Raw genomic sequence first — 17,473 nt, 5'->3', positions numbered from 1 at the left:
GCCAGCCCCCGGTCTTGTGATGTACGTCCCGGGATCCTGCCCACGCGGCCCCGCTCCCGCACCTAATCTCGGCATCATGGACAAAGAGTTGCGATCACTCACGGAGCGTTTAAGGTCCGAGGCCGGAGCGGACACCTCGGAGGCGTACGAAAACCTGGTGGCGACCGGCGACCTCGACGAGCTGGCCGATGTCCTCACCGCCCCCGGACAGCCGCTGTGGGCCAGGGAGTTGGCCGCCTTCCGGCTGGGGCTCGCGGGGGACCGGCGAGCCTTCGAGGCCCTTGTCCTCCTCCTCAACCACCGTGACCCGCAGCGCTGCGCCTCCGCCGCGTACGCCCTGGCCCGCCTCGGCGATCCGCGTACGGCCCGCGCGGCAGCCACCCTCGCGACCAACGAACTTCGCGTCGCCTACGCCCTGCACCCGGTCCGGCTGCTGGCCCAGCTGCGCGCCCCCGAGTCCGTGCCCGCGCTGATCACCACGCTGGCCCGCCGACTGAAACCCCACGACCCCCACCGGCGGGTGGCGCTCGCCTGTGTGGAGGCGCTGGGCACGCTGGGGGACCGGCGTGCGGCACCTGTCCTGAACGAGGCCCTCGCGCACCCGGCCCTCGCTGAGGCGGCCGTGCACGCGCTGGCGCGCATCCCCAGACAGAGATGAGATGAACCGGGGGAACTGTCAGCCGAGCAGTTCCCGCACGTACCGCACCTCCGGTACGGCGACCCCGTCCACGTCGAAGGGCTCCTCGGCGCCGTCGGCCGCGAACCCCGCCCGCTCGTAGAACCGCCGGGCGCGTCCGTTGCCCTTGAGGACCCACAGGAGCATGCGTGGGTGCTTGGCATCGGCGCACCGGCGGACCGCCTCCCGCAGCAGCGCCTGCCCGACTCCGGCGCCGAACTGCCCGGTGTCCACGTAGATCGCGTACAACTCGGCGTCGTCGGTGCGGATCTCACCGTCCCGGTAGGGCCCGTGACAGGCCCAGCCGATGACCTCGCCGGCCCGTTCCGCGACCAGGTCGACGACCTCCGACCCGGCCCGCACGAAGAACGTCCGCCGGCGCTCGGCGTCCTCCGTCACGCTGAGGGCGTCGAGGTACGGCTGCGGCATCAGGCCCTTGTAGGCGTGCTGCCAGCTCCGGATACGTATCCCGGGCACACGGTCGCAGTCGTCGAGGGTCATCTCGCGCACGAGGATCGGGTCGTTCATGGCGGCACCCTTTCAGAGAAGGGTCAGCTGGACCGGCTCGGGTGCCCCGGTACCGGGTTCGGCGGGGTCGGCCTCGACGGGCTCGGGGATCCTGCGCGGCATCCCCGCGTGCGTGGGACCCATTCCGTACTCCTGGGCCAGCTCGTGGACCTGGCGGGTGATCCGGCGCTGGTACCACTTGGGGGCGTAGGCGCCCTCCGCGTACAACCGCTCGTAGCGGCGCACGAGATGGGGGTGGTGGTGCGCGAGCCAGGCCATGTACCACTCGCGGGCACCGGGGCGCAGATGCAGCACCAGCGGGGTCACCGAGGTCGCCCCGGAGGCGGCGATCGCCCGCACGGTGGCCCGCAGTTGGGTCGGGTCGTCGCTGAGAAAGGGGAGCACCGGCGCCATCAGCACCCCGCAGCCGATGCCGTGCTCGCCCAGTGCCCGTACGACGTCCAGGCGCCGTTCCGGAGCGGGGGTGCCCGGCTCGACCGTACGCCACAGGTCGGGGTCGGTGAAGCCGACGGAGACGGAGATGCCGACATCCGTGACCTGCGAGGCCTGCACCAGGAGGTCCAGGTCGCGCAGGATCAGCGTGCCCTTCGTCAGGATCGAGAAGGGGTTCGCGTGGTCGCGCAGGGCGGCGAGGATGCCCGGCATCAGCTGGTAGCGGCCCTCCGCGCGCTGGTAGCAGTCGACGTTGGTACCCATCGCGATGTGCTCGCCGAGCCAGCGGCGTGAGCCGAGCTGGCGGCGCAGCAGCTCCGGGGCGTTCACCTTGACGACGATCTGGGAGTCGAAGCCGAGACCGGTGTCGAGGTCCAGATAGCTGTGCGACCTGCGGGCGAAGCAGTACACGCACGCGTGCGTGCACCCTCGATAGGGATTCACCGTCCACTCGAACGGCATGCGTGAGGCCCCGGGGACCCGGTTGATGATCGAACGGGCCCGGATCTCGTGGAAGGTGATCCCGCGGAACTCGGGGGAGTCAGAGTTGTCATCAGACACACATGAGAAGGCTTGTTGGCCTAGCAGTCCGTCCTTCTGGCTGTCCCAGCGCATGCGCGCTCCCGTTGTTGTTGCTGCTCGTATCTCAGAATAGAACACCTGTTCCCGTTCGGAGGTCAAGGTACTCCACGCAGCGAAGAGCCCCCTTCGCGGGGCCTACCTCCCGCCTGGGCTTTCCCTCGTCGCCAACGGAACCGGCAAGTCGGAACCCGTCTTCACCTCGCAGCAGTGGGATGGCCTGCGTTCTTCGCAGGTGCGGGCAGACCAGTGACGATCAACGTCACATCTACGACTCAGCTCGACGGCCAGAAGCTGAAGGGCGTTGTCGACGAACGCATCGAGCTCCACGACGGCGCCGTTGCGCGCGACGTCACCAACGGACGCATCTTCCTCTGACGCACCACGCGTACACACGGGCCGTCCCTGTCATGGGGACGGCCCTTCCCATGCCCCGTCGGCCGACATGGACGCGGGGCGCTCCCATGATCTTGAGAGGACCGACCATGTTCGGACATTCGGCAAAGAAGCAGCAGGCCACGTGCCTGCACTGTGGCTGCGACGTCGCTCAGAGCCCCGGAGTGGGGCGTGTGAAGCAGTACTGCACCCCCGAGCACGGCCGGAATTGGCGCCGTCGTATGCGTCTCGCCGGGTGGTTGTAGGCGCTCTTGACGTCTGCACCCGTCGGCGGAATGGTCATAGAACGTTGCAGAATCCACGTGACAACGGAGGTCATCATGGCGCTACGGTTCTTCGGGAAAGACCCTGAGACAAACGGCGACCACTGCTCGACTGTGTGGCTCGACGAGGAGAAGCAGGAGTTCGTGATCCAGGGATGGAAGGCGGACGAGGCGCTCCAGGCACAATGCCTTGTGTCGGGGCCCATCCCCGACACGGAGGCAGTCGTCCGGCTGCCCCTCCGTATGGCGACGCAGATCAGGGAGGCGCTCGATGCCGCGGAACGTGCCCCCGTTCACTGACTTGATTGCCGGATGTCACCGCTCGGCGGTACATCTGGAGACGCGCGACGCCTACGGAGTCGACGAAGAAGACGCCGACTTCGCAGCCTGGCGCGACGGCGGGACCTACGACCTCGACGACCGCGCGTCGTGGTGGAACGGCTTTCATGACGTCGTGTCAGATGCCGTTGACCGCGGAGTCGCCGTGCGCCGTGCTCGCGTCGTGTCGGAGCCGGTCAGCGAGTACATCCGTTACGAGTACTCGTGCACACCGCAGAACATCGCGGCCGGCGAAGACGTCCGGTGGCTGCCGCGACGTCTGGCGTCGGATCTCCTGATCCCCGGCAACGATCTATGGATCTTCGACGATCGTCTGATCCGCTTCAGCCTCTTCGCGGGCGACGGACGGTTCGTCGCTGATGTCATGGAGGACGCGGCCGACGTCGTGAAGCGCCATGCGGAGGCGTTCGACGCGGTCTGGGATCGGGCAGTCCCGCACGAGGACTTCCGGATCTGAGCGACGCGCACCCATGCAATCTCCCTACCCGTCGACGGCCCTTGACGCCGTACGCCGTGCCATCGCTGACCAGCTCAGCGAGATCCGGCGTGATGCTGGGCTGACGGGTAGGGAGATTGCTGCCTTGGCTGGCTGGCAGCCTTCGAAGGTTTCGCGCCTTCAGAACGCAACAACGCCCCCGTCGGACGATGACATCCGGGCGTGGTGCCGCGCGTGCGACGCTGAGGCCGGGATCCCGGATCTCCTGGCAGCAAACCGAACGGCAGACTCGATGTACCTGGAGTGGCGCCGTGTCCAGCGGACGGGGCTCCGGCGGCTTCAGGAGTCGCGCATCCCGCTGTACGAGCGCACACAACAGTTCCGCGTCTACAGCTCTACCGTCATCCCCGGGTTCCTCCAGACCTACGAGTACGCAGTCGCCCTCCTGGGAAACATTGCACGCGTTCACGGGACGCCGGACGACGTCACCGACGCCGCAGCCGTCCGCGTCGAACGCTCCCACATCATCCGAGAGGGCGGGCACCGGTTCGGGATCCTGCTAGAGGAGTCTGTCCTTCGCCATGTGGTGGGGGAGGAGGCCACCATGGCTGGCCAACTGGGCTATCTGCTCTCGGTCATGGCGCTCCCGTCAGTATCAGTCGGGATCATCCCCGCTGGACGATCGCGGACCATGTGGACGCTTGAGACGTTCACGATGTTCGACGACGAGCGCGTTCATGTGGAGCTACTGACGGCTGCTGTCACCGTGACGACCCCTGGCGAGATATCTCAATACGCCCACGCGTTCGAGGAAATGGCGAGCCTGGCTGTCTACGGAGCGGGGGCTCGTGCGCTCATCGCTACGGCCATTGACTCCCTGGACTGAGTTTGCATAGAACTTCGTAGAAGTCTGTGGAACTCTCCCGCCTGTCCCTCCTAGCTTCGATGCATGAAGCGATATGGGAGGTGCAGCCATGGCGTCGCAACACACTTTGAGTACGCCCGTCCAACTGTCTGACCCGTTCACCGTGGCGCCGCCGGTTCCGGTTCGAGGGTGCGACGTGTGCGGAGCATGCGCACGCCAGTGGAAGGAAGCATCCAACCCCAACAGTCCTGCCTATGACCCGTCGCATGCAACGGATCTGGCAGTGGAAATCAGTCGGCATCCGCATCCCCGAGTGGGGGCGCGACGGTGACGTCAGATCCGTTCCCCGACCTTTTCGCGCACCTGGAGATATCCGCCCTGCCGTCGCGCAGGTGGGTCGAATGCGTCAACTGCGTCGACCATGCGTTGCTCGACGACGGCAAGACGGATCCGCAGGAGTGGGCTGTCGGGCACGTGATCCTGCATCCGGGTCACACTCGGTACCGAATCGTCAGTCAGGTCGGATTCCGCCTCGATGCGACGGTGACGCCATGAGCGACGTCGAGAAGGGTGTCTGCGGCGCTGTGACGCAGCTTCCCCCGGAGTTTGTGAAGACAGAGCGCCGCGTCACGGGCACCGACTGGGCTGACGTCACCGTGGCGTGTGCAGCGTCGGCGCACCCTGGCCCCGAGCAGGTCGGCCCGCTGGTTCTCCATGGTGAGAGGCACGGCGTCCACTACTGGACAGCGAACACCCCCTGAGCCTGCTTTCTGGCGCCCTGTGGTGCCGGCGCGCGGAGGGCGCGGCAGGAGTCGGACAGCTGGTGAGGTCGGCCCTTCCGGCTCCTGCACGCTTCCCGAGCCCCTCACGACCCGACGTCTCCCGCGTCCGTAGGGTCGTGAGGTTCCCCGCTCAACCCCTGTGCGCCGCCATCGGTGCGGGCGGGGACGAAGCCCCGTCCACCCCGGATCCGACCCCGGCGGTGGGCGGGGCTTTTGCGTTTCGCCTACTCGTAGTCCGCTGCGGGGTTTTCCTCCCGCCAGACAGTCTGAATGCGATCAGGGTCGACAACCTTGTGACCCCGTTTTCCGGGAAGGATCGTGATTTCCTGGAACGCCTCCTCCAGGAGTTCGCGGCGGTCGTCGACGAGGGCGCCACGCCAGTACTCACCCATTGTCTGTCCAGTGGCGACCATCTCTGTTCGCCAGGCAGGTTCGGCAGAGGACAACTCGCCACGGCGGACCTGGAGCCGCTGGAGCTTTGCGAAGGTGTCCGCGTCCGCGTGCGTCGCCAAGTCTGCCAGGGTCTCCCTGATTTCCGCCTCCACGGAGGCCAGCTCATCCACGTCGGAGACGATCGTCCGCTCCACGTACATGGGCATGGCGGAGACAACGGAGAGGTAGCGTTTGGTCACGATGGCCTCAGCCTGGGTGGCGCTGACGCTCACGGCTGACTTGCAGGTTCCGCCCTGACTTCGTGTGACGCAGCGGTAGCCGACTTGAGGGTCTGGATTCTGGGTCCGCGACTTTCGATGGTGTACCTGCATCGTGCCCTCGCAACCCGGGCAGGTCAGGAGGGTGGACAAGAGGCGCGCGGGGCGACGCCCTCCCGAGTAAGGGGCATCCGGATTTGGTGCAAGTACGGCACGGATAGTCGTTACCTCAGCGGGCGTCAGGATTGCTGGCCAGGGGGACAGGATGTTGCCCTCGTCGTCGCGGATCGGCCGACCGTTGCTGACTGCGACGCCCATCACGTGGTCACCTGTGAGTACCTTCGTCAGTGTCTGCCTCGTCCACTCCTTGGCTCGACGTGGCTTGACTCCTGCGGCGTTCAGTCGGCGAGCGACACGATTCAGCGGAACGGGGTCTGCCGTCAGGAGTGCTTCCGCCGCAGCCCTGACGTGGCGTGCCTCCTCCGGCTCGATGGCCAGGACCCAACCACGAGGCTTGCCCTCGTCGTTCAACTCCGGGTTGGGCACGGCTTTGTAGCCGAAGGGCGGGGTGCCTCCTCCCCAGCGGCCTGCGTGTCGGAGTCGTCGAGCAAGGTCCCGTGAACGCTGACGGATGCGCTCGCGTTCGGCGCGGCCCACTTCGGCCTGAATCACGAAGCGAAACCGGAACCCGTCACCGTGGAGGGAGTCGAGTCCGTTGCAGTCGACGAGCCGTACGGGTCGGTGCGATGGTCGACCGGTGGCGGGGTCCTTACCCTCTACGACGTCGAGGATGGACGCCGCGACGTTGAGCCCCTCGCGCGTCAGGCGGTCGGTTACAGGGGTGACCAGTACTTCGCATCGACCCTGGCGGGCGTCGTTCAGCCACGCTTGGAACTCGTCGCGGTCGCGGAAGCCACCAGACTTACCGTCGTCGACGTGTACGGGCTCCAAAACCTCTAGCCCTTCGCGGTCGCAGAGGGCCCGCATGTCCGCAATCATGCCGTCCAGGGACATGTTTCCCGCATCTGCGGCTACCGACAAGCGGGCGTACAGGCTGGCCCTCTGACGTTTGGTCATGCAGTCATGCTAGCTGCTCTGATGTGTGTATGGTGGCAGTTTGGATGAGTCGAAGGTACGGGTGGTCACCGCGTCCGCGCCGAACAACGCGGCGTCGGCCGGGCCGGAGCCGGACTCCACAGTGAGGTTCTCCCAGCGCATGACACCTCCTCGGATAGCACTGATCACAGAATAGAACAGATGTTCCCTTAATCGTGCGATCGTATGTTCGAGTGTTGTGAAGCTCCTGGGCGGCGCCCTTGCCGGACCCCTTGTGGGACCCCGATTTGGGCGGCCGGGCGGCGGGGTGGTTGGCTGAGCGCGACCCACCGAAGAACCAGCTGCTGGAGGAACGCAATGGCGCAGGTCGAGGCCACCACGGAGCGCATCGTCGCGGCGGACGCGGAGACGGTGTTCGACGCCCTCGCCGAATACAGCGGCACGCGCGCGAAGGTGATGCCGGAGCAGTTCAGCGAGTACGAGGTGCGCGAGGGCGGCGACGGCGAGGGCACCCTCGTCCACTGGAAGCTCCAGGCCACCAAGAAGCGCGTCCGGGACTGTCTGCTGGAGGTCAGCGAGCCCACCGACGGCGAGCTCGTCGAGAAGGACCGCAACTCCTCGATGGTCACCACCTGGCGTGTCACCCCGGCCGGCGAGGGCAGGTCGCGGGTCGTCGTCACCAGCGTCTGGGACGGCGCCGGCGGCGTCGGCGGCTTCTTCGAGCGGACCTTCGCCCCCAAGGGCCTCGCCCGCATCTACGACGGTCTCCTCGACAAGCTCGCCGCTGAAGTGGAGAAGTAGCCCAAGGGGCAACCCCTCGCGGGGCGTTGGCTCCCGCCCCCGCTCCGCCCTCGCGCACCTCACCGGTTCGAGTGGATCTCCGTCCCGTGCGCCGATACGCCGTAACTCGTCGCGCTTGCTCACAGTTGTCGCCCAAAGCGGGAATTGTCGGTAGGTGCGACGAGGGGAGCGGTACGTGGGCGGGATCACTCTGGTGCAGGACGAACCGGCGACCACGCTCCTTCCACCCCCGCCCGGGCCTCCGCAACTCGGCCCGCGCCAGGTCCGGTTGGTGTTCTTCGGGCTCATGCTCGCGCTGCTGCTCGCCGCCCTGGAGCAGATGATCGTCGCCACCGCGCTCCCGAAGATCGTCGGGGAGCTGCACGGCCTGGACAGGATGTCCTGGGCGATCACCGCGTACCTGCTCACCGCCACCGTCGGACTGCCCGTCTACGGCAAACTCGGCGATCTGCTGGGCCGCAAGGGCGTCTTCCAGTTCGCGATCGTCGTCTTCGTCGTCGGCTCGGCGCTGGCCGGCCGGTCGCAGACCATGGACCAGCTCATCGCCTTCCGCGCCCTCCAGGGCGCCGGCGCGGGCGGGTTGATGATCGGCGTCCAAGCGATCATCGCGGACATCGTGCCGCCGCGCGAACGCGGGCGCTTCATGGGCCTGATCGGCGCCGCGTTCGGCCTCGCCTCGGTCGCCGGACCCCTTTTGGGCGGCTACTTCACCGACCACCTCTCCTGGCGGTGGTGCTTCTGGTTCAACGTGCCGTTCGGTCTGCTGACGCTGGCCGTCGTCACCGTCGTACTGAAGCTGCCCAAGCCCACGGCCAAGGCCCGCTTGGACCTCCTCGGGGCGCTGCTGCTCGCCGTGGCCTCGACCTGCCTGGTGCTGCTGACCAGTTGGGGCGGAACCGAGTACGCGTGGGGCTCGCGCGAGATCCTCGGACTCGGCGCCGGAGCGCTCGTGGCCGCCGTGCTCTTTGTCGTCGCCGAGCGCTTCGCACCCGAACCCCTCATCCCGCTGCGGCTGTTCAGGGACTCCGTCTTCAACGTCACCGGTCTGGTGGGCCTGGTGATCGGCGTGGCACTGTTCGGCGCCGCCAGCTATCTGCCGACCTTCCTCCAGATGGTCGACGGCGCCACCGCCACCGAGTCCGGGCTGCTGATGCTGCCCATGATGGCGGGCATCGTCGGCGCGTCGATCGTCTCCGGGCAGCTCATCAGCCATACCGGCCGCTACAAGGTCTGGCCGGTCCTGGGCAGTGCCCTGTCCGCCCTCGGCATGTGGCTGCTGTCCCGCCTGGAAGTGGACACGCCCCGGCTGCACTACAGCCTCTGGATGGCCGTCCTCGGCGTCGGCATCGGCATGGTGATGCCGGTCCTGGTCCTCGCCGTGCAGAACTCCGTGCGCCCCGCCGACCTCGGCACCGCGACCAGTGCCAACAACTACTTCCGGCAGATCGGCGGCAGCGTCGGCGCCGCGGTCTTCGGCACCCTCTTCGCGAACCGGCTCGCCGAGTCCCTGCGGAAAGGCCTCCCCACGCGCGCGGGTGCCCGGCTGCCCGACCCCGACTCGATCACCCCGCAGCTCGTCCACGCGCTCCCCCCGGCGCTGCGCGACAGCTACATCAGGGCCTACGCCGACGCCATGCCGGGCATCTTCCTGTACCTCGTGCCGGTGCTGGTCCTCGGCCTGTTCGTCGCCTGTTTCCTCAAGGAGAAACCGCTGGTGTCCCACCACACCGCCCCCGCCGCCCCCGACCCCGGGGGACCCACGACCACCCTGACGGTCCCGGCGGCCCTCCCCCACCCTTCGGGCGGGGGGACCCCCGTCTCGCCTCGCTCGCCGTACGCCGCCGGAATCCCGGTGTGCGGCACCGTCCAGCACCCGGACGGGACCGTCGTACCGCGCGCGGCGCTCACCCTCATCGACGTCACGGGCACGCAGATCGGGCGTGGCGCGAGCGCCGAGGACGGGCGGTACACGCTGTCCACGCCCGGCTCGGGCGCGTACGTCCTGATCGCCGCGGCGGGCGGCCACCAGCCGCAGGCGGTCACCGTGACCGTCGGCGACCGTCCCGTCGAAGTGGACCTCGTCCTCGGCGGCGCGGGACGCCTGGCGGGCAGGGTGCTGACCGGGGACGGCACCGCGGTCCCGGACACCACCGTCACGCTCACCAACGTGCACGGCGAGGTCGTCGCCACCACCCGCAGCGGACCCGAGGGCGGGTACGTCATCACCGAACTGGTGGCCGGCGAGTACACCCTCGCCGCCAGCGCGCCCGCGTTCCGCCCGGCCGCTCTCCCGGTCACCGTACGGGCCTCCCGGGAGACCCGGCAGGACGTCGAACTCGCGGGCGGCGCCGTCCTGAAGGGCACCGTGCGGGCCGGCGGCGGGCGGCCCCTGGAGGACGCGCGCGTGACCCTGCTCGACGTCGCCGGCAACGTCGTGGACACGCTCACCACCCCGGCCGACGGAACATTCCGGTTCGTGGACCTGTCCTCCGGCGAATACACGGTCATCGCCTCCGGTTACCCGCCGGTCGCCACCGTCCTCCAGGTGGCCGGCGGCGGCCGTACGGAACGCGACCTTCAGGTCGGGCACGAGGACTGAGCGGGCGGGGCGCGCGTCCGCGCGCCGGAGCGGACCGGCCAAGACCAATTACCGGATTGCCACACATCGCGACGGACCGGCGCCGTACGGTGGTGAGGACGGCACAGATCTTGCGGAGCCGTGGGAAGAAGGGGCCTGCGCCATGGACCGTGGCACCGACTCGGGCGCACCTCCTGGCCGCGGGGCTGAAGAGAGCGCGTCCGCGGAGCAGGCCGCCGCGGGCCGTATCCCGCTGGCCGTGGTCGTGGTCGACCGTGAAGGCCTGGTCTCGCACTGGAGCCGGGGCGCGCGGCGTCTGTTCGGCGCCTCCAGGGAGGAAGCCCTCGGCCGGCCCGCTGTCGACCTGCTGCCCGTCTCCGGCGCCTTCCCCGACATCGACGACGATGCCGATGACTCGACGCCGTTCGGCTCGTTCGCGGCCTACGACGGTCTCGGACCCGACCTCGAGTCCTCCCTCGACGGCAGGCTGTCCTACCCGGCCTCGGGTCGCGCCCGCCTCACGGTGCCCGGCCGCGACGCCGACCGCGTCGATGTGCTCTGGTGGGCCTACCCCCTGGTGGGTCCGGGCCACGAACGCCTCCTCGTGCTGGCCGCCGACACCGACGTACTGCGCCAGGCGGACGACGAGGTCCCGGTCGAGCGCATCGCGCCCGGATTCGCCCTGCACACGAACTTCCCCGGCGCCGACGAACTCGCCCGCAGACTCCCCGAGATCCTGCCCAGCATGAGTGTCGGGGAAAGCGCCCGCATCGTCTCGCAGATCCTCGAACTGGGCTATCCCGTCCTGGAGTTCAGCCAGAACGACCTGGTCCCGGTGACCCCCGACTGGGGCGTGCCACGACGCGCCGAGCGCAAGGCCCGCCGGGAGCGGGTGGCCAGGGCCGTGCTGGCCGGCGAGCCCCTGCCCGAGGACCTCCAGGACGATGTCGAGAACCTCGAATACGCGGCTGTGCGCGAGCGGCTGGAGTTCCTCAACGACGTCAGCGGGCGCATCGGCACCTCACTCGACCTGTCCCGCACGATCATCGAGGTCAGCAGGGCCGTCGTACCCCGCTTCACGGACGTGGCGGGCACCTATCTGCGCGAACAGGTCGTCGCGGGTGAGGGGTTCCCCGACGGGGTGCCCGACACGACGACGATGTGGCACCGCGTCGCCCTGGAGCACACCGACGAACCGGGCCGCTGGGACGACGTCGTACCGGTCGGCGAGGCCATGCCGTTCCCGGCGCACACCCCCTTCTTCCAGTGCATGACCAGCGGTCAGCCCGTCCTCGTGCCGCGCATCAGCGAACAGATGGGGCACATGATCGCCTCGCAGTTCGAGAAGCGCGACATCCGGCCGCTGATCACCGGCCGCTCCATGTTGGTCGTACCGCTGAAGGCCCGCAACGTCGTCCTCGGCTTCATGATCCTGCTGCGCCACCCGGAGCGCGTCGAGTTCAACGACATGGACCGCGTCACCGGCGCCGAACTCGCCGCCCGCGCGGGCCTCGTGCTCGACAACGCGCGCATGTACACCTACCAGGAGAGCGTCGCCGAGACGCTCCAGGACAGCATGCTGCCGCAGATCCCGCCGCGCATGGCGGGCTGCGACATCGCCACCCGCTATCTGCCCGGCACGCTGCTGGGCCGGGTCGGCGGCGACTGGTTCGACTCCGTGAAACTGCCGGGCGCCCGCACTGCCCTCGTCGTCGGTGACGTCATGGGACACGGCCTCAACTCGGCAGCGATGATGGGCCAGTTGCGTACGGCCGTCCAGACCATGGCCGCCCTCGACCTGCCGCCCGCCCAGCTCCTGCGCAACCTCGACGACCTCGCCCAGCGCCTCGGCGACAACTACCTCGCGACCTGCCTCTACGCCGTCTACGACCCGATCGTCGGCGAGCTGCACATCGCCAACGCGGGCCATATCCCGCCCGTGGTGGTCCGCGCGGTGGACGGCCGGAGCGAGCTGCTCGACCTGCCCACCGGTGCGCCCATCGGCGTCGGCGGAGTGCCCTTCGAGGCGGTACGCGTGCGCGTGGAGCCCGGCGACCGGCTCGTGATGTGCACCGACGGCCTGGTCGAGGTACGCGGGGAGGACATCGGCGTGGGCCTGGCGACGCTCTGTGAGTCCGCCGCCCACCCGGCGGCCTCCATGGACGACGCCTGCGACACGATCATCCGCGCCCTGAACGTACGCGGGGGCCGCAAGGACGACGTGGCGCTGCTGATGACCCGGCTCAACGGCATCGAACCGGACGACGTCGCCGAATGGCGGCTCACCCCCGGCCCGGCCGAGGTCGGGCGGGCCCGTGCCGTGGTCCGCGAACAACTCCACGACTGGGGCCTGGCGCGGCTGGTGGACATCGCCGAACTGCTGGTCAGTGAACTCGTCACCAACGCCGTACGGCACTCGCACGGGCATCCCGTCGAACTGCGGCTCGTGCGAGGCGAGACACTGCTGTGCGAGGTGGACGACGACGATCACACCCTGCCCACGCTGCTCAGCGCCGAGCCCATGGCCGAGGCCGGCCGCGGGCTGCGCGTGGTGAGCACGCTGGCCCGGGAATGGGGCGCCAGCCGTACGGGAGCGGGCAAGACCGTGTGGTTCGAACTCACGTTGCCGCGCCGACGCTGACGCCGCGCCGACGATGTCGGTGCCCTGTGCTTGGATTGCTGTTGCCGCGGGGCCGGGGAGGCGTGCGAGGCGCACACCGGCGTACACCTCTCGAACGAGCCGTGAAGGTATACGCGGTGCGCTTGTGGGCGTAACCGGGGCACGGTAGACCGAACTGCCCCGTCCCCTCGGACGGGCAGCCGTCGCACCCTGGGGAGTTGGGCATGAGCGTGACGAGTCGGTACAGGGAGGCCTGGGAGGGCTTCTGGCGCGACGCCCCCCACGGACAGGGGGCCGTCTTCTGGGACGCGGAGCCCGTGCTGACCGTCGGCCTCCACCTCGCCGTCTTCGAACCGCACCTCGCGGACTTCGAGTTGCCCCTGCTGGACCTCGGCTGCGGCAACGGCACCCAGACCCGGTTCCTCACCGACCGGTTCACCCGGGTCGTCGGCGCCGACCTCTCGCCCGCGGCACTGGAGCGAGCCCGACAGGCCGACCCGGAGGGCGCCGCCGAGTACGAACTGCTCGACTGCGCCGAGAAGACCGAGGTCGAGGCACTGCACGGAAAGCTCGGCGACACCAACGTGTACATGCGCGGTGTGCTCCACCAGTGCGACGCGGACGACCGGCAGACCCTTGTCGACGGCATCGCGACCCTGATCGGGCAGAGCGGCAGGGCCTTCCTGGTCGAGCTGTCGCAGGACGCGCGCCCCATCCTGATGGGCCTCGCCCAGAGCCCCGAGGGCCCGCCGCCCAAGCTGCGCCCGGTCCTCGAGCACGGCATCGCACCCGGCGAGGTGGCGGACTCGGCGGTCCCCGTCTATCTGAGCGCGGCGGGCCTGGAGGTCCTCGGGAGCGGCGAACTTCCGCTCACCACCACCGAGTACACAGCGGACGGAACCCGCATCGTGCTGCCCTCGAAGTGGGTCGTGGTGGCGCAGCAGCGCTGAGGATCGCGGCGGCCCGGGGCGTGACGCCGGAGGCCGCCGTGATCAAGTCGGAATGTGGAGAACTCGTGGAGGATTGACGGGAGTCGCCCGGCGTGGCGAGAATGCGGATCACTTCGCTGCGCCTGAAGCGAAGCGGAGTGGCGCTGGTGACCTGGTCGCGCACGCTTCGTGTGTCCGCCCTCGCCGGTCGCCGGCACTCGACACACCTCCCACACATTTCGATCCACAGAGGCTCATTTTGTCGCGTTCGCACCACTCCAGAACTCTGACTGTCCTCGCCGCAACCGCCGTCGCCGCCGCTGTCGTTCCCGTACTCGGGGCGGGCACGGCGAGCGCGACCACAGGCGGGTCGTGCCAGTCCGCCACCGTCCAGTACCGCATCGACGGCGGCGACTGGACCTCGCAGGGCGGGTTCCACGCCTGGGACAGGGCTCCTGGCGCTGTCGAGGTGCGGCTGGCCCCGGGCCAGAGTGTCGGGGAGGGCTGCAAGTACCCCGTGTCCCTGGCCGAATACACGACCGAGGGCCCGAACTGGAACACCTCCGGTCACCAGACCTTCGTCGACAAGGACACCGTCTACCTCACCTCCGCCGACGTCGCCGATGCCGGCGGTGCGGAGCACGCCTGGCAGAAGCTGAGCGTGAAGTCCCCGGACTGCTACGGACAGATCGACCTCTACGGCGACGACATCACGTACGACGGCAAGGAGGGGGAGGGCCACGGCCCCGCCCCCTACCAGCCCGACGGCGTGGTCACGCCCTACCACCTCATAGCGGCCTGGAACGGCGGCGACAAGGCGTGCGACAACGGCGCCTCCGTGCCGCCCGCCCCCACACCGTCGGAGCCCGCGCCGAGCACCCCGGCCACCCCGACCACGCCCGCGACTCCCACGACGCCCGCGAGCAGCGAGCCGCCCGCCGAGGAGACGACCCCGCCGGCCACCCCCGGCACCTCCACCACGCCGCCCACCACCCCGGACGTGCCCCCGGCGGAGTCGACGCCGCCCACCAGCCCGGAGCCCTCGCCCAGCGAGAGCACCCCGCCGCTGGCGGAGACCGGCGCCGGCGCGCCGGTCGGCACGATCGCCGGTGCGGCGGCCGTGGTGCTCGCCCTCGGAGCCGGCGCGCTCCTCATGGCCCGTCGCGCCCGCCGCTCCTGACCCGCAGCCCAGGGACCGCAGTCGTCCCGTAGCGCGACAACTCGTCCGGCAGCCCCGTCTCCGCAGGGAGGCGGGGCTGCCGCCGCGTTCCGGCTACTGAACGGTTCGGTGGGGAGATCCGTGAGTCCACCGGGGAGGCCGAAGCGCTGCTTCCTGGCCGGGACCGGGCCCGGCGCGTAACGTTCGGACAGCGAGCCGCTGACCTGCGACGGGACTGTCTCACGATGAAGATCCTCATCAGCGCCGACATGGAGGGCGCCACCGGCGTCACCTGGCCGGCCGACGTGCTGCCGGGCACCCCGCAGTGGGAACGGTGCCGTTCGATGTTCACCTCGGACGTCAACGCCGCCGTGCTCGGCTTCTTCGACGGCGGCGCCGACGAGGTGCTGGTCAACGAGGCCCACTGGACGATGCGCAACCTGTTGCTCGAACGGCTGGACGAGCGGGTGGAGATGCTCACCGGTCGCCACAAGTCGCTGTCCATGGTGGAGGGCGTCCAGCACGGCGACGTCGACGGCATCTCCTTCGTCGGCTATCACGCGGGCGCCGGCATGGAGGGCGTCCTCGCGCACACCTACCTCGCCAACTCCATCACCGGCGTGTGGGTGAACGATGTACGGGCCAGCGAAGGGCTCCTCAACTCCCATGTGGCAGCCGAGTACGGCGTTCCCGTCGTGCTCGTCACCGGCGACGACCTCGCCTGCGAGGATGCGCTCGGATACGCGCCCGAGGCGCTGAAGGTCGCCGTCAAGGACCATGTGTCGCGGTACGCCGCCGTGTGCCGGACGCCCGCGAGGACCGCCGCCGACATCCGGGCCGCCGCGAAGGAGGCCGCCGCGCTGGCCGTGCGGCACGAGCCCGTCGTCGGCGGACCGTTCACCGTCGCGCTCGAGTTCGACGCCGAGCATCTCTCCATGGCCGCCACCGTCGTGCCCGGCGTCGCGCGGATCGGGGAGCGGAAGGTGGCGTACACGAGCGGCACAATGTACGAGGGCATTCGTACCTTCAAGGCGGTCACGACGATCGTCTCGGCCGCGGTGGAGGAGCAGTATGGCTGAGCAGCAGGCGCTCGACGAGGTGGTGTCGTTTACCTCCGACCTCATCCGGATCGACACGACCAACCACGGCGGCGGCGACTGCCAGGAGCGGCCCGCCGCCGAGTACGCCGCCGCCCTCCTCGCCGAGGCAGGCCTCGAGCCCACGCTCCTTGAGCGGACCAGGGGCCGCACCAACGTCGTCGCCCGGATCGAGGGCACCGACCCCTCCGCCGACGCGCTGCTCCTGCACGGGCACCTGGACGTCGTGCCCGCACGTGCCGACGACTGGAGCGTGCACCCGTTCTCCGGGGAGATCCGCGACGGCGTCGTCTGGGGGCGGGGCGCCGTCGACATGAAGAACATGGACGCGATGATCCTCGCCGTCGTCCGCGACTGGGCCCGTGAGGGCGTCCGGCCCCGGCGCGACATCGTGATCGCGTTCACCGCCGACGAGGAGGACAGCGCCGCGGACGGCGCCGGGTTCCTGGCCGCCGAGCACGCGGGGCTGTTCGACGGGTGCACCGAAGGGGTCGGCGAATCAGGGGCGTTCACCTTCCACGACGGCGGCGGACGCCACCTGTACCCCATCGCCGCCGGTGAACGCGGCACCGGCTGGCTGAAGTTGACCGCCAAGGGCCGCGCCGGACACGGCTCGAAGGTCAACCACAGCAACGCCGTCACCCGCCTGGCCGCCGCCGTCGCCCGCATCGGCGCGTACGAGTGGCCGCTGCGCCTCACCCCCACTGTGCGGGCCGCGCTCACCGAACTCGCCGCCCTCTACGGCGTCGTGCCCGACCTGGACGACGTCGACGGACTCCTCACCAAGCTCGGACCCGCCGCCCGGCTCGTCGAGGCGACCGTCCGCAACAGCGCCAACCCGACCATGCTGAACGCCGGTTACAAGGTCAACGTGATCCCCGGCGAGGCCGTCGCCTTCGTCGACGGGCGCTTCCTGTACGGCTGTGAGGACGAGTTCCGGACGACCCTCGACGAACTCACCGGCCCCGAGGTCACCTGGGAGTTCCACCATCGCTCGGGAGCCCTTCAGGCGCCCGTGGACTCACCCACGTACGCCCGAATGCGCGCCGCCGTCGAGGAGTTCGCGCCCGAGGGGCTCGTGGTGCCCTACTGCATGTCCGGTGGGACCGACGCCAAGCAGTTCTCGCGGCTCGGCATCACCGGGTACGGATTCGCGCCCCTGAAACTGCCCGAGGGCTTCGACTACCAGGCGCTCTTCCACGGTGTGGACGAGCGTGTCCCGGTCGAGGCGCTGCACTTCGGAGTCCGGGTACTCGACCGGTTCCTGCGCACGGCCTAGGAGTGGGG

Annotated in this window: 17 protein-coding genes; 13 read left to right on the top strand and 4 right to left on the bottom strand. The window is 69.4% G+C overall.

Annotation, left to right across the window (positions count from 1 at the left end):
* The first annotated feature begins 76 nt into the window (after nt 1-76).
* Nucleotides 77-658, top strand: coding sequence for an adenylosuccinate lyase (locus tag G3I71_RS29520; protein WP_164319219.1), 582 nt, complete (start codon nt 77-79; stop codon nt 656-658).
* An 18-nt stretch (nt 659-676) separates the two neighbouring features.
* Here G3I71_RS29520 and G3I71_RS29515 read toward each other — a convergent pair whose 3' ends face one another.
* Together G3I71_RS29515 and G3I71_RS29510 are read right to left on the bottom strand one after the other, a co-directional pair.
* A complete protein-coding gene (locus G3I71_RS29515) occupies nt 677-1,204 on the bottom strand; it encodes a GNAT family N-acetyltransferase (protein WP_164319217.1) in 528 nt (175 codons plus the stop codon).
* A 12-nt stretch (nt 1,205-1,216) separates the two neighbouring features.
* Complete coding sequence (locus tag G3I71_RS29510) at nt 1,217-2,251, bottom strand: Rv2578c family radical SAM protein (RefSeq protein WP_203731719.1); 1,035 nt, start codon at nt 2,249-2,251, stop codon at nt 1,217-1,219.
* A gap of 213 nt (nt 2,252-2,464) precedes the next feature.
* Between G3I71_RS29510 and G3I71_RS52365 the strand changes: the two genes are divergently transcribed.
* The 5 genes from G3I71_RS52365 to G3I71_RS29490 all read left to right on the top strand — a co-directional run bounded on the left by G3I71_RS52365 (nt 2,465) and on the right by G3I71_RS29490 (nt 5,275).
* On the top strand, nt 2,465-2,593 hold the full coding sequence (locus G3I71_RS52365) for a hypothetical protein (RefSeq protein ID WP_275409290.1): 129 nt from the start codon (nt 2,465-2,467) through the stop codon (nt 2,591-2,593).
* A gap of 338 nt (nt 2,594-2,931) precedes the next feature.
* Entirely contained in the window at nt 2,932-3,174 is a 243-nt protein-coding gene (locus G3I71_RS29505; RefSeq protein ID WP_164319215.1) for a hypothetical protein, read from the top strand.
* Nucleotides 3,146-3,670: a DUF6879 family protein gene (locus G3I71_RS29500; RefSeq protein ID WP_164319213.1), complete on the top strand. Its 525-nt coding sequence runs from the start codon at nt 3,146-3,148 to the stop codon at nt 3,668-3,670. Before G3I71_RS29505 ends, G3I71_RS29500 begins: the two co-directional genes overlap by 29 nt.
* 13 nt (nt 3,671-3,683) lie before the next feature.
* Nucleotides 3,684-4,535 (top strand): helix-turn-helix transcriptional regulator, encoded by an 852-nt coding sequence (locus G3I71_RS29495; RefSeq protein WP_164319211.1) that lies wholly within the window; start codon nt 3,684-3,686, stop codon nt 4,533-4,535.
* A gap of 530 nt (nt 4,536-5,065) precedes the next feature.
* Nucleotides 5,066-5,275: a hypothetical protein gene (locus G3I71_RS29490; RefSeq protein WP_164319209.1), complete on the top strand. Its 210-nt coding sequence runs from the start codon at nt 5,066-5,068 to the stop codon at nt 5,273-5,275.
* A gap of 245 nt (nt 5,276-5,520) precedes the next feature.
* Here G3I71_RS29490 and G3I71_RS29485 read toward each other — a convergent pair whose 3' ends face one another.
* Complete coding sequence (locus G3I71_RS29485) at nt 5,521-7,023, bottom strand: recombinase family protein (RefSeq protein ID WP_164319207.1); 1,503 nt, start codon at nt 7,021-7,023, stop codon at nt 5,521-5,523.
* Nucleotides 7,024-7,032: 9 nt separating this feature from the next.
* Nucleotides 7,033-7,164, bottom strand: coding sequence for a hypothetical protein (locus tag G3I71_RS52360; protein ID WP_275409289.1), 132 nt, complete (start codon nt 7,162-7,164; stop codon nt 7,033-7,035).
* Between the two features lie 195 nt (nt 7,165-7,359).
* On the opposite strand from G3I71_RS52360, the gene G3I71_RS29480 reads away from it, so the two are divergent.
* The 7 genes from G3I71_RS29480 to G3I71_RS29450 all read left to right on the top strand — a co-directional run bounded on the left by G3I71_RS29480 (nt 7,360) and on the right by G3I71_RS29450 (nt 17,465).
* Nucleotides 7,360-7,803, top strand: a complete 444-nt coding sequence (locus G3I71_RS29480; RefSeq protein ID WP_164319205.1) for an SRPBCC family protein — start codon at nt 7,360-7,362, stop codon at nt 7,801-7,803.
* Nucleotides 7,804-7,978: 175 nt separating this feature from the next.
* Nucleotides 7,979-10,402 (top strand): MFS transporter, encoded by a 2,424-nt coding sequence (locus G3I71_RS29475; RefSeq protein WP_164319203.1) that lies wholly within the window; start codon nt 7,979-7,981, stop codon nt 10,400-10,402.
* A gap of 142 nt (nt 10,403-10,544) precedes the next feature.
* Nucleotides 10,545-13,022, top strand: a complete 2,478-nt coding sequence (locus G3I71_RS29470) for a SpoIIE family protein phosphatase (protein ID WP_164319201.1) — start codon at nt 10,545-10,547, stop codon at nt 13,020-13,022.
* Nucleotides 13,023-13,225: 203 nt separating this feature from the next.
* The gene (locus tag G3I71_RS29465) at nt 13,226-13,951 is read left to right on the top strand and encodes a class I SAM-dependent methyltransferase (protein ID WP_164319199.1); all 726 of its coding nucleotides are present in this window, start codon (nt 13,226-13,228) and stop codon (nt 13,949-13,951) included.
* A gap of 238 nt (nt 13,952-14,189) precedes the next feature.
* Nucleotides 14,190-15,110: a hypothetical protein gene (locus G3I71_RS29460; RefSeq protein ID WP_164319197.1), complete on the top strand. Its 921-nt coding sequence runs from the start codon at nt 14,190-14,192 to the stop codon at nt 15,108-15,110.
* A gap of 224 nt (nt 15,111-15,334) precedes the next feature.
* Entirely contained in the window at nt 15,335-16,168 is an 834-nt protein-coding gene (locus G3I71_RS29455; protein WP_164319195.1) for a M55 family metallopeptidase, read from the top strand.
* On the top strand, nt 16,161-17,465 hold the full coding sequence (locus tag G3I71_RS29450; RefSeq protein WP_164319193.1) for a M20/M25/M40 family metallo-hydrolase: 1,305 nt from the start codon (nt 16,161-16,163) through the stop codon (nt 17,463-17,465). Before G3I71_RS29455 ends, G3I71_RS29450 begins: the two co-directional genes overlap by 8 nt.
* Nucleotides 17,466-17,473 lie beyond the last annotated feature (8 nt).

Origin of the sequence: Streptomyces sp. SID12501, assembly GCF_010550245.1 — a bacterium.
Lineage (GTDB): Bacteria > Actinomycetota > Actinomycetes > Streptomycetales > Streptomycetaceae > Streptomyces.
Note: the sequence above shows the minus strand (reverse complement) of the source record. Positions and strands in the feature narration are given on the sequence as shown.

Bases quoted from the DNA above. Each gene is read 5' to 3' on its own strand.
- G3I71_RS29480 (WP_164319205.1), top strand. From the start codon at position 7,360: ATGGCGCAGGTCGAGGCCACCACGGAGCGCATCGTCGCGGCGGACGCG.
- G3I71_RS29470 (WP_164319201.1), top strand. From the start codon at position 10,545: ATGGACCGTGGCACCGACTCGGGCGCACCTCCTGGCCGCGGGGCTGAA.
- G3I71_RS29505 (WP_164319215.1), top strand. From the start codon at position 2,932: ATGGCGCTACGGTTCTTCGGGAAAGACCCTGAGACAAACGGCGACCAC.
- G3I71_RS52360 (WP_275409289.1), bottom strand. From the start codon at position 7,164: ATGCGCTGGGAGAACCTCACTGTGGAGTCCGGCTCCGGCCCGGCCGAC.
- G3I71_RS29500 (WP_164319213.1), top strand. From the start codon at position 3,146: ATGCCGCGGAACGTGCCCCCGTTCACTGACTTGATTGCCGGATGTCAC.
- G3I71_RS29455 (WP_164319195.1), top strand. From the start codon at position 15,335: ATGAAGATCCTCATCAGCGCCGACATGGAGGGCGCCACCGGCGTCACC.
- G3I71_RS29465 (WP_164319199.1), top strand. From the start codon at position 13,226: ATGAGCGTGACGAGTCGGTACAGGGAGGCCTGGGAGGGCTTCTGGCGC.
- G3I71_RS29515 (WP_164319217.1), bottom strand. From the start codon at position 1,204: ATGAACGACCCGATCCTCGTGCGCGAGATGACCCTCGACGACTGCGAC.
- G3I71_RS29490 (WP_164319209.1), top strand. From the start codon at position 5,066: ATGAGCGACGTCGAGAAGGGTGTCTGCGGCGCTGTGACGCAGCTTCCC.
- G3I71_RS29485 (WP_164319207.1), bottom strand. From the start codon at position 7,023: ATGACCAAACGTCAGAGGGCCAGCCTGTACGCCCGCTTGTCGGTAGCC.
- G3I71_RS29495 (WP_164319211.1), top strand. From the start codon at position 3,684: ATGCAATCTCCCTACCCGTCGACGGCCCTTGACGCCGTACGCCGTGCC.
- G3I71_RS29450 (WP_164319193.1), top strand. From the start codon at position 16,161: ATGGCTGAGCAGCAGGCGCTCGACGAGGTGGTGTCGTTTACCTCCGAC.
- G3I71_RS29520 (WP_164319219.1), top strand. From the start codon at position 77: ATGGACAAAGAGTTGCGATCACTCACGGAGCGTTTAAGGTCCGAGGCC.
- G3I71_RS29510 (WP_203731719.1), bottom strand. From the start codon at position 2,251: ATGCGCTGGGACAGCCAGAAGGACGGACTGCTAGGCCAACAAGCCTTC.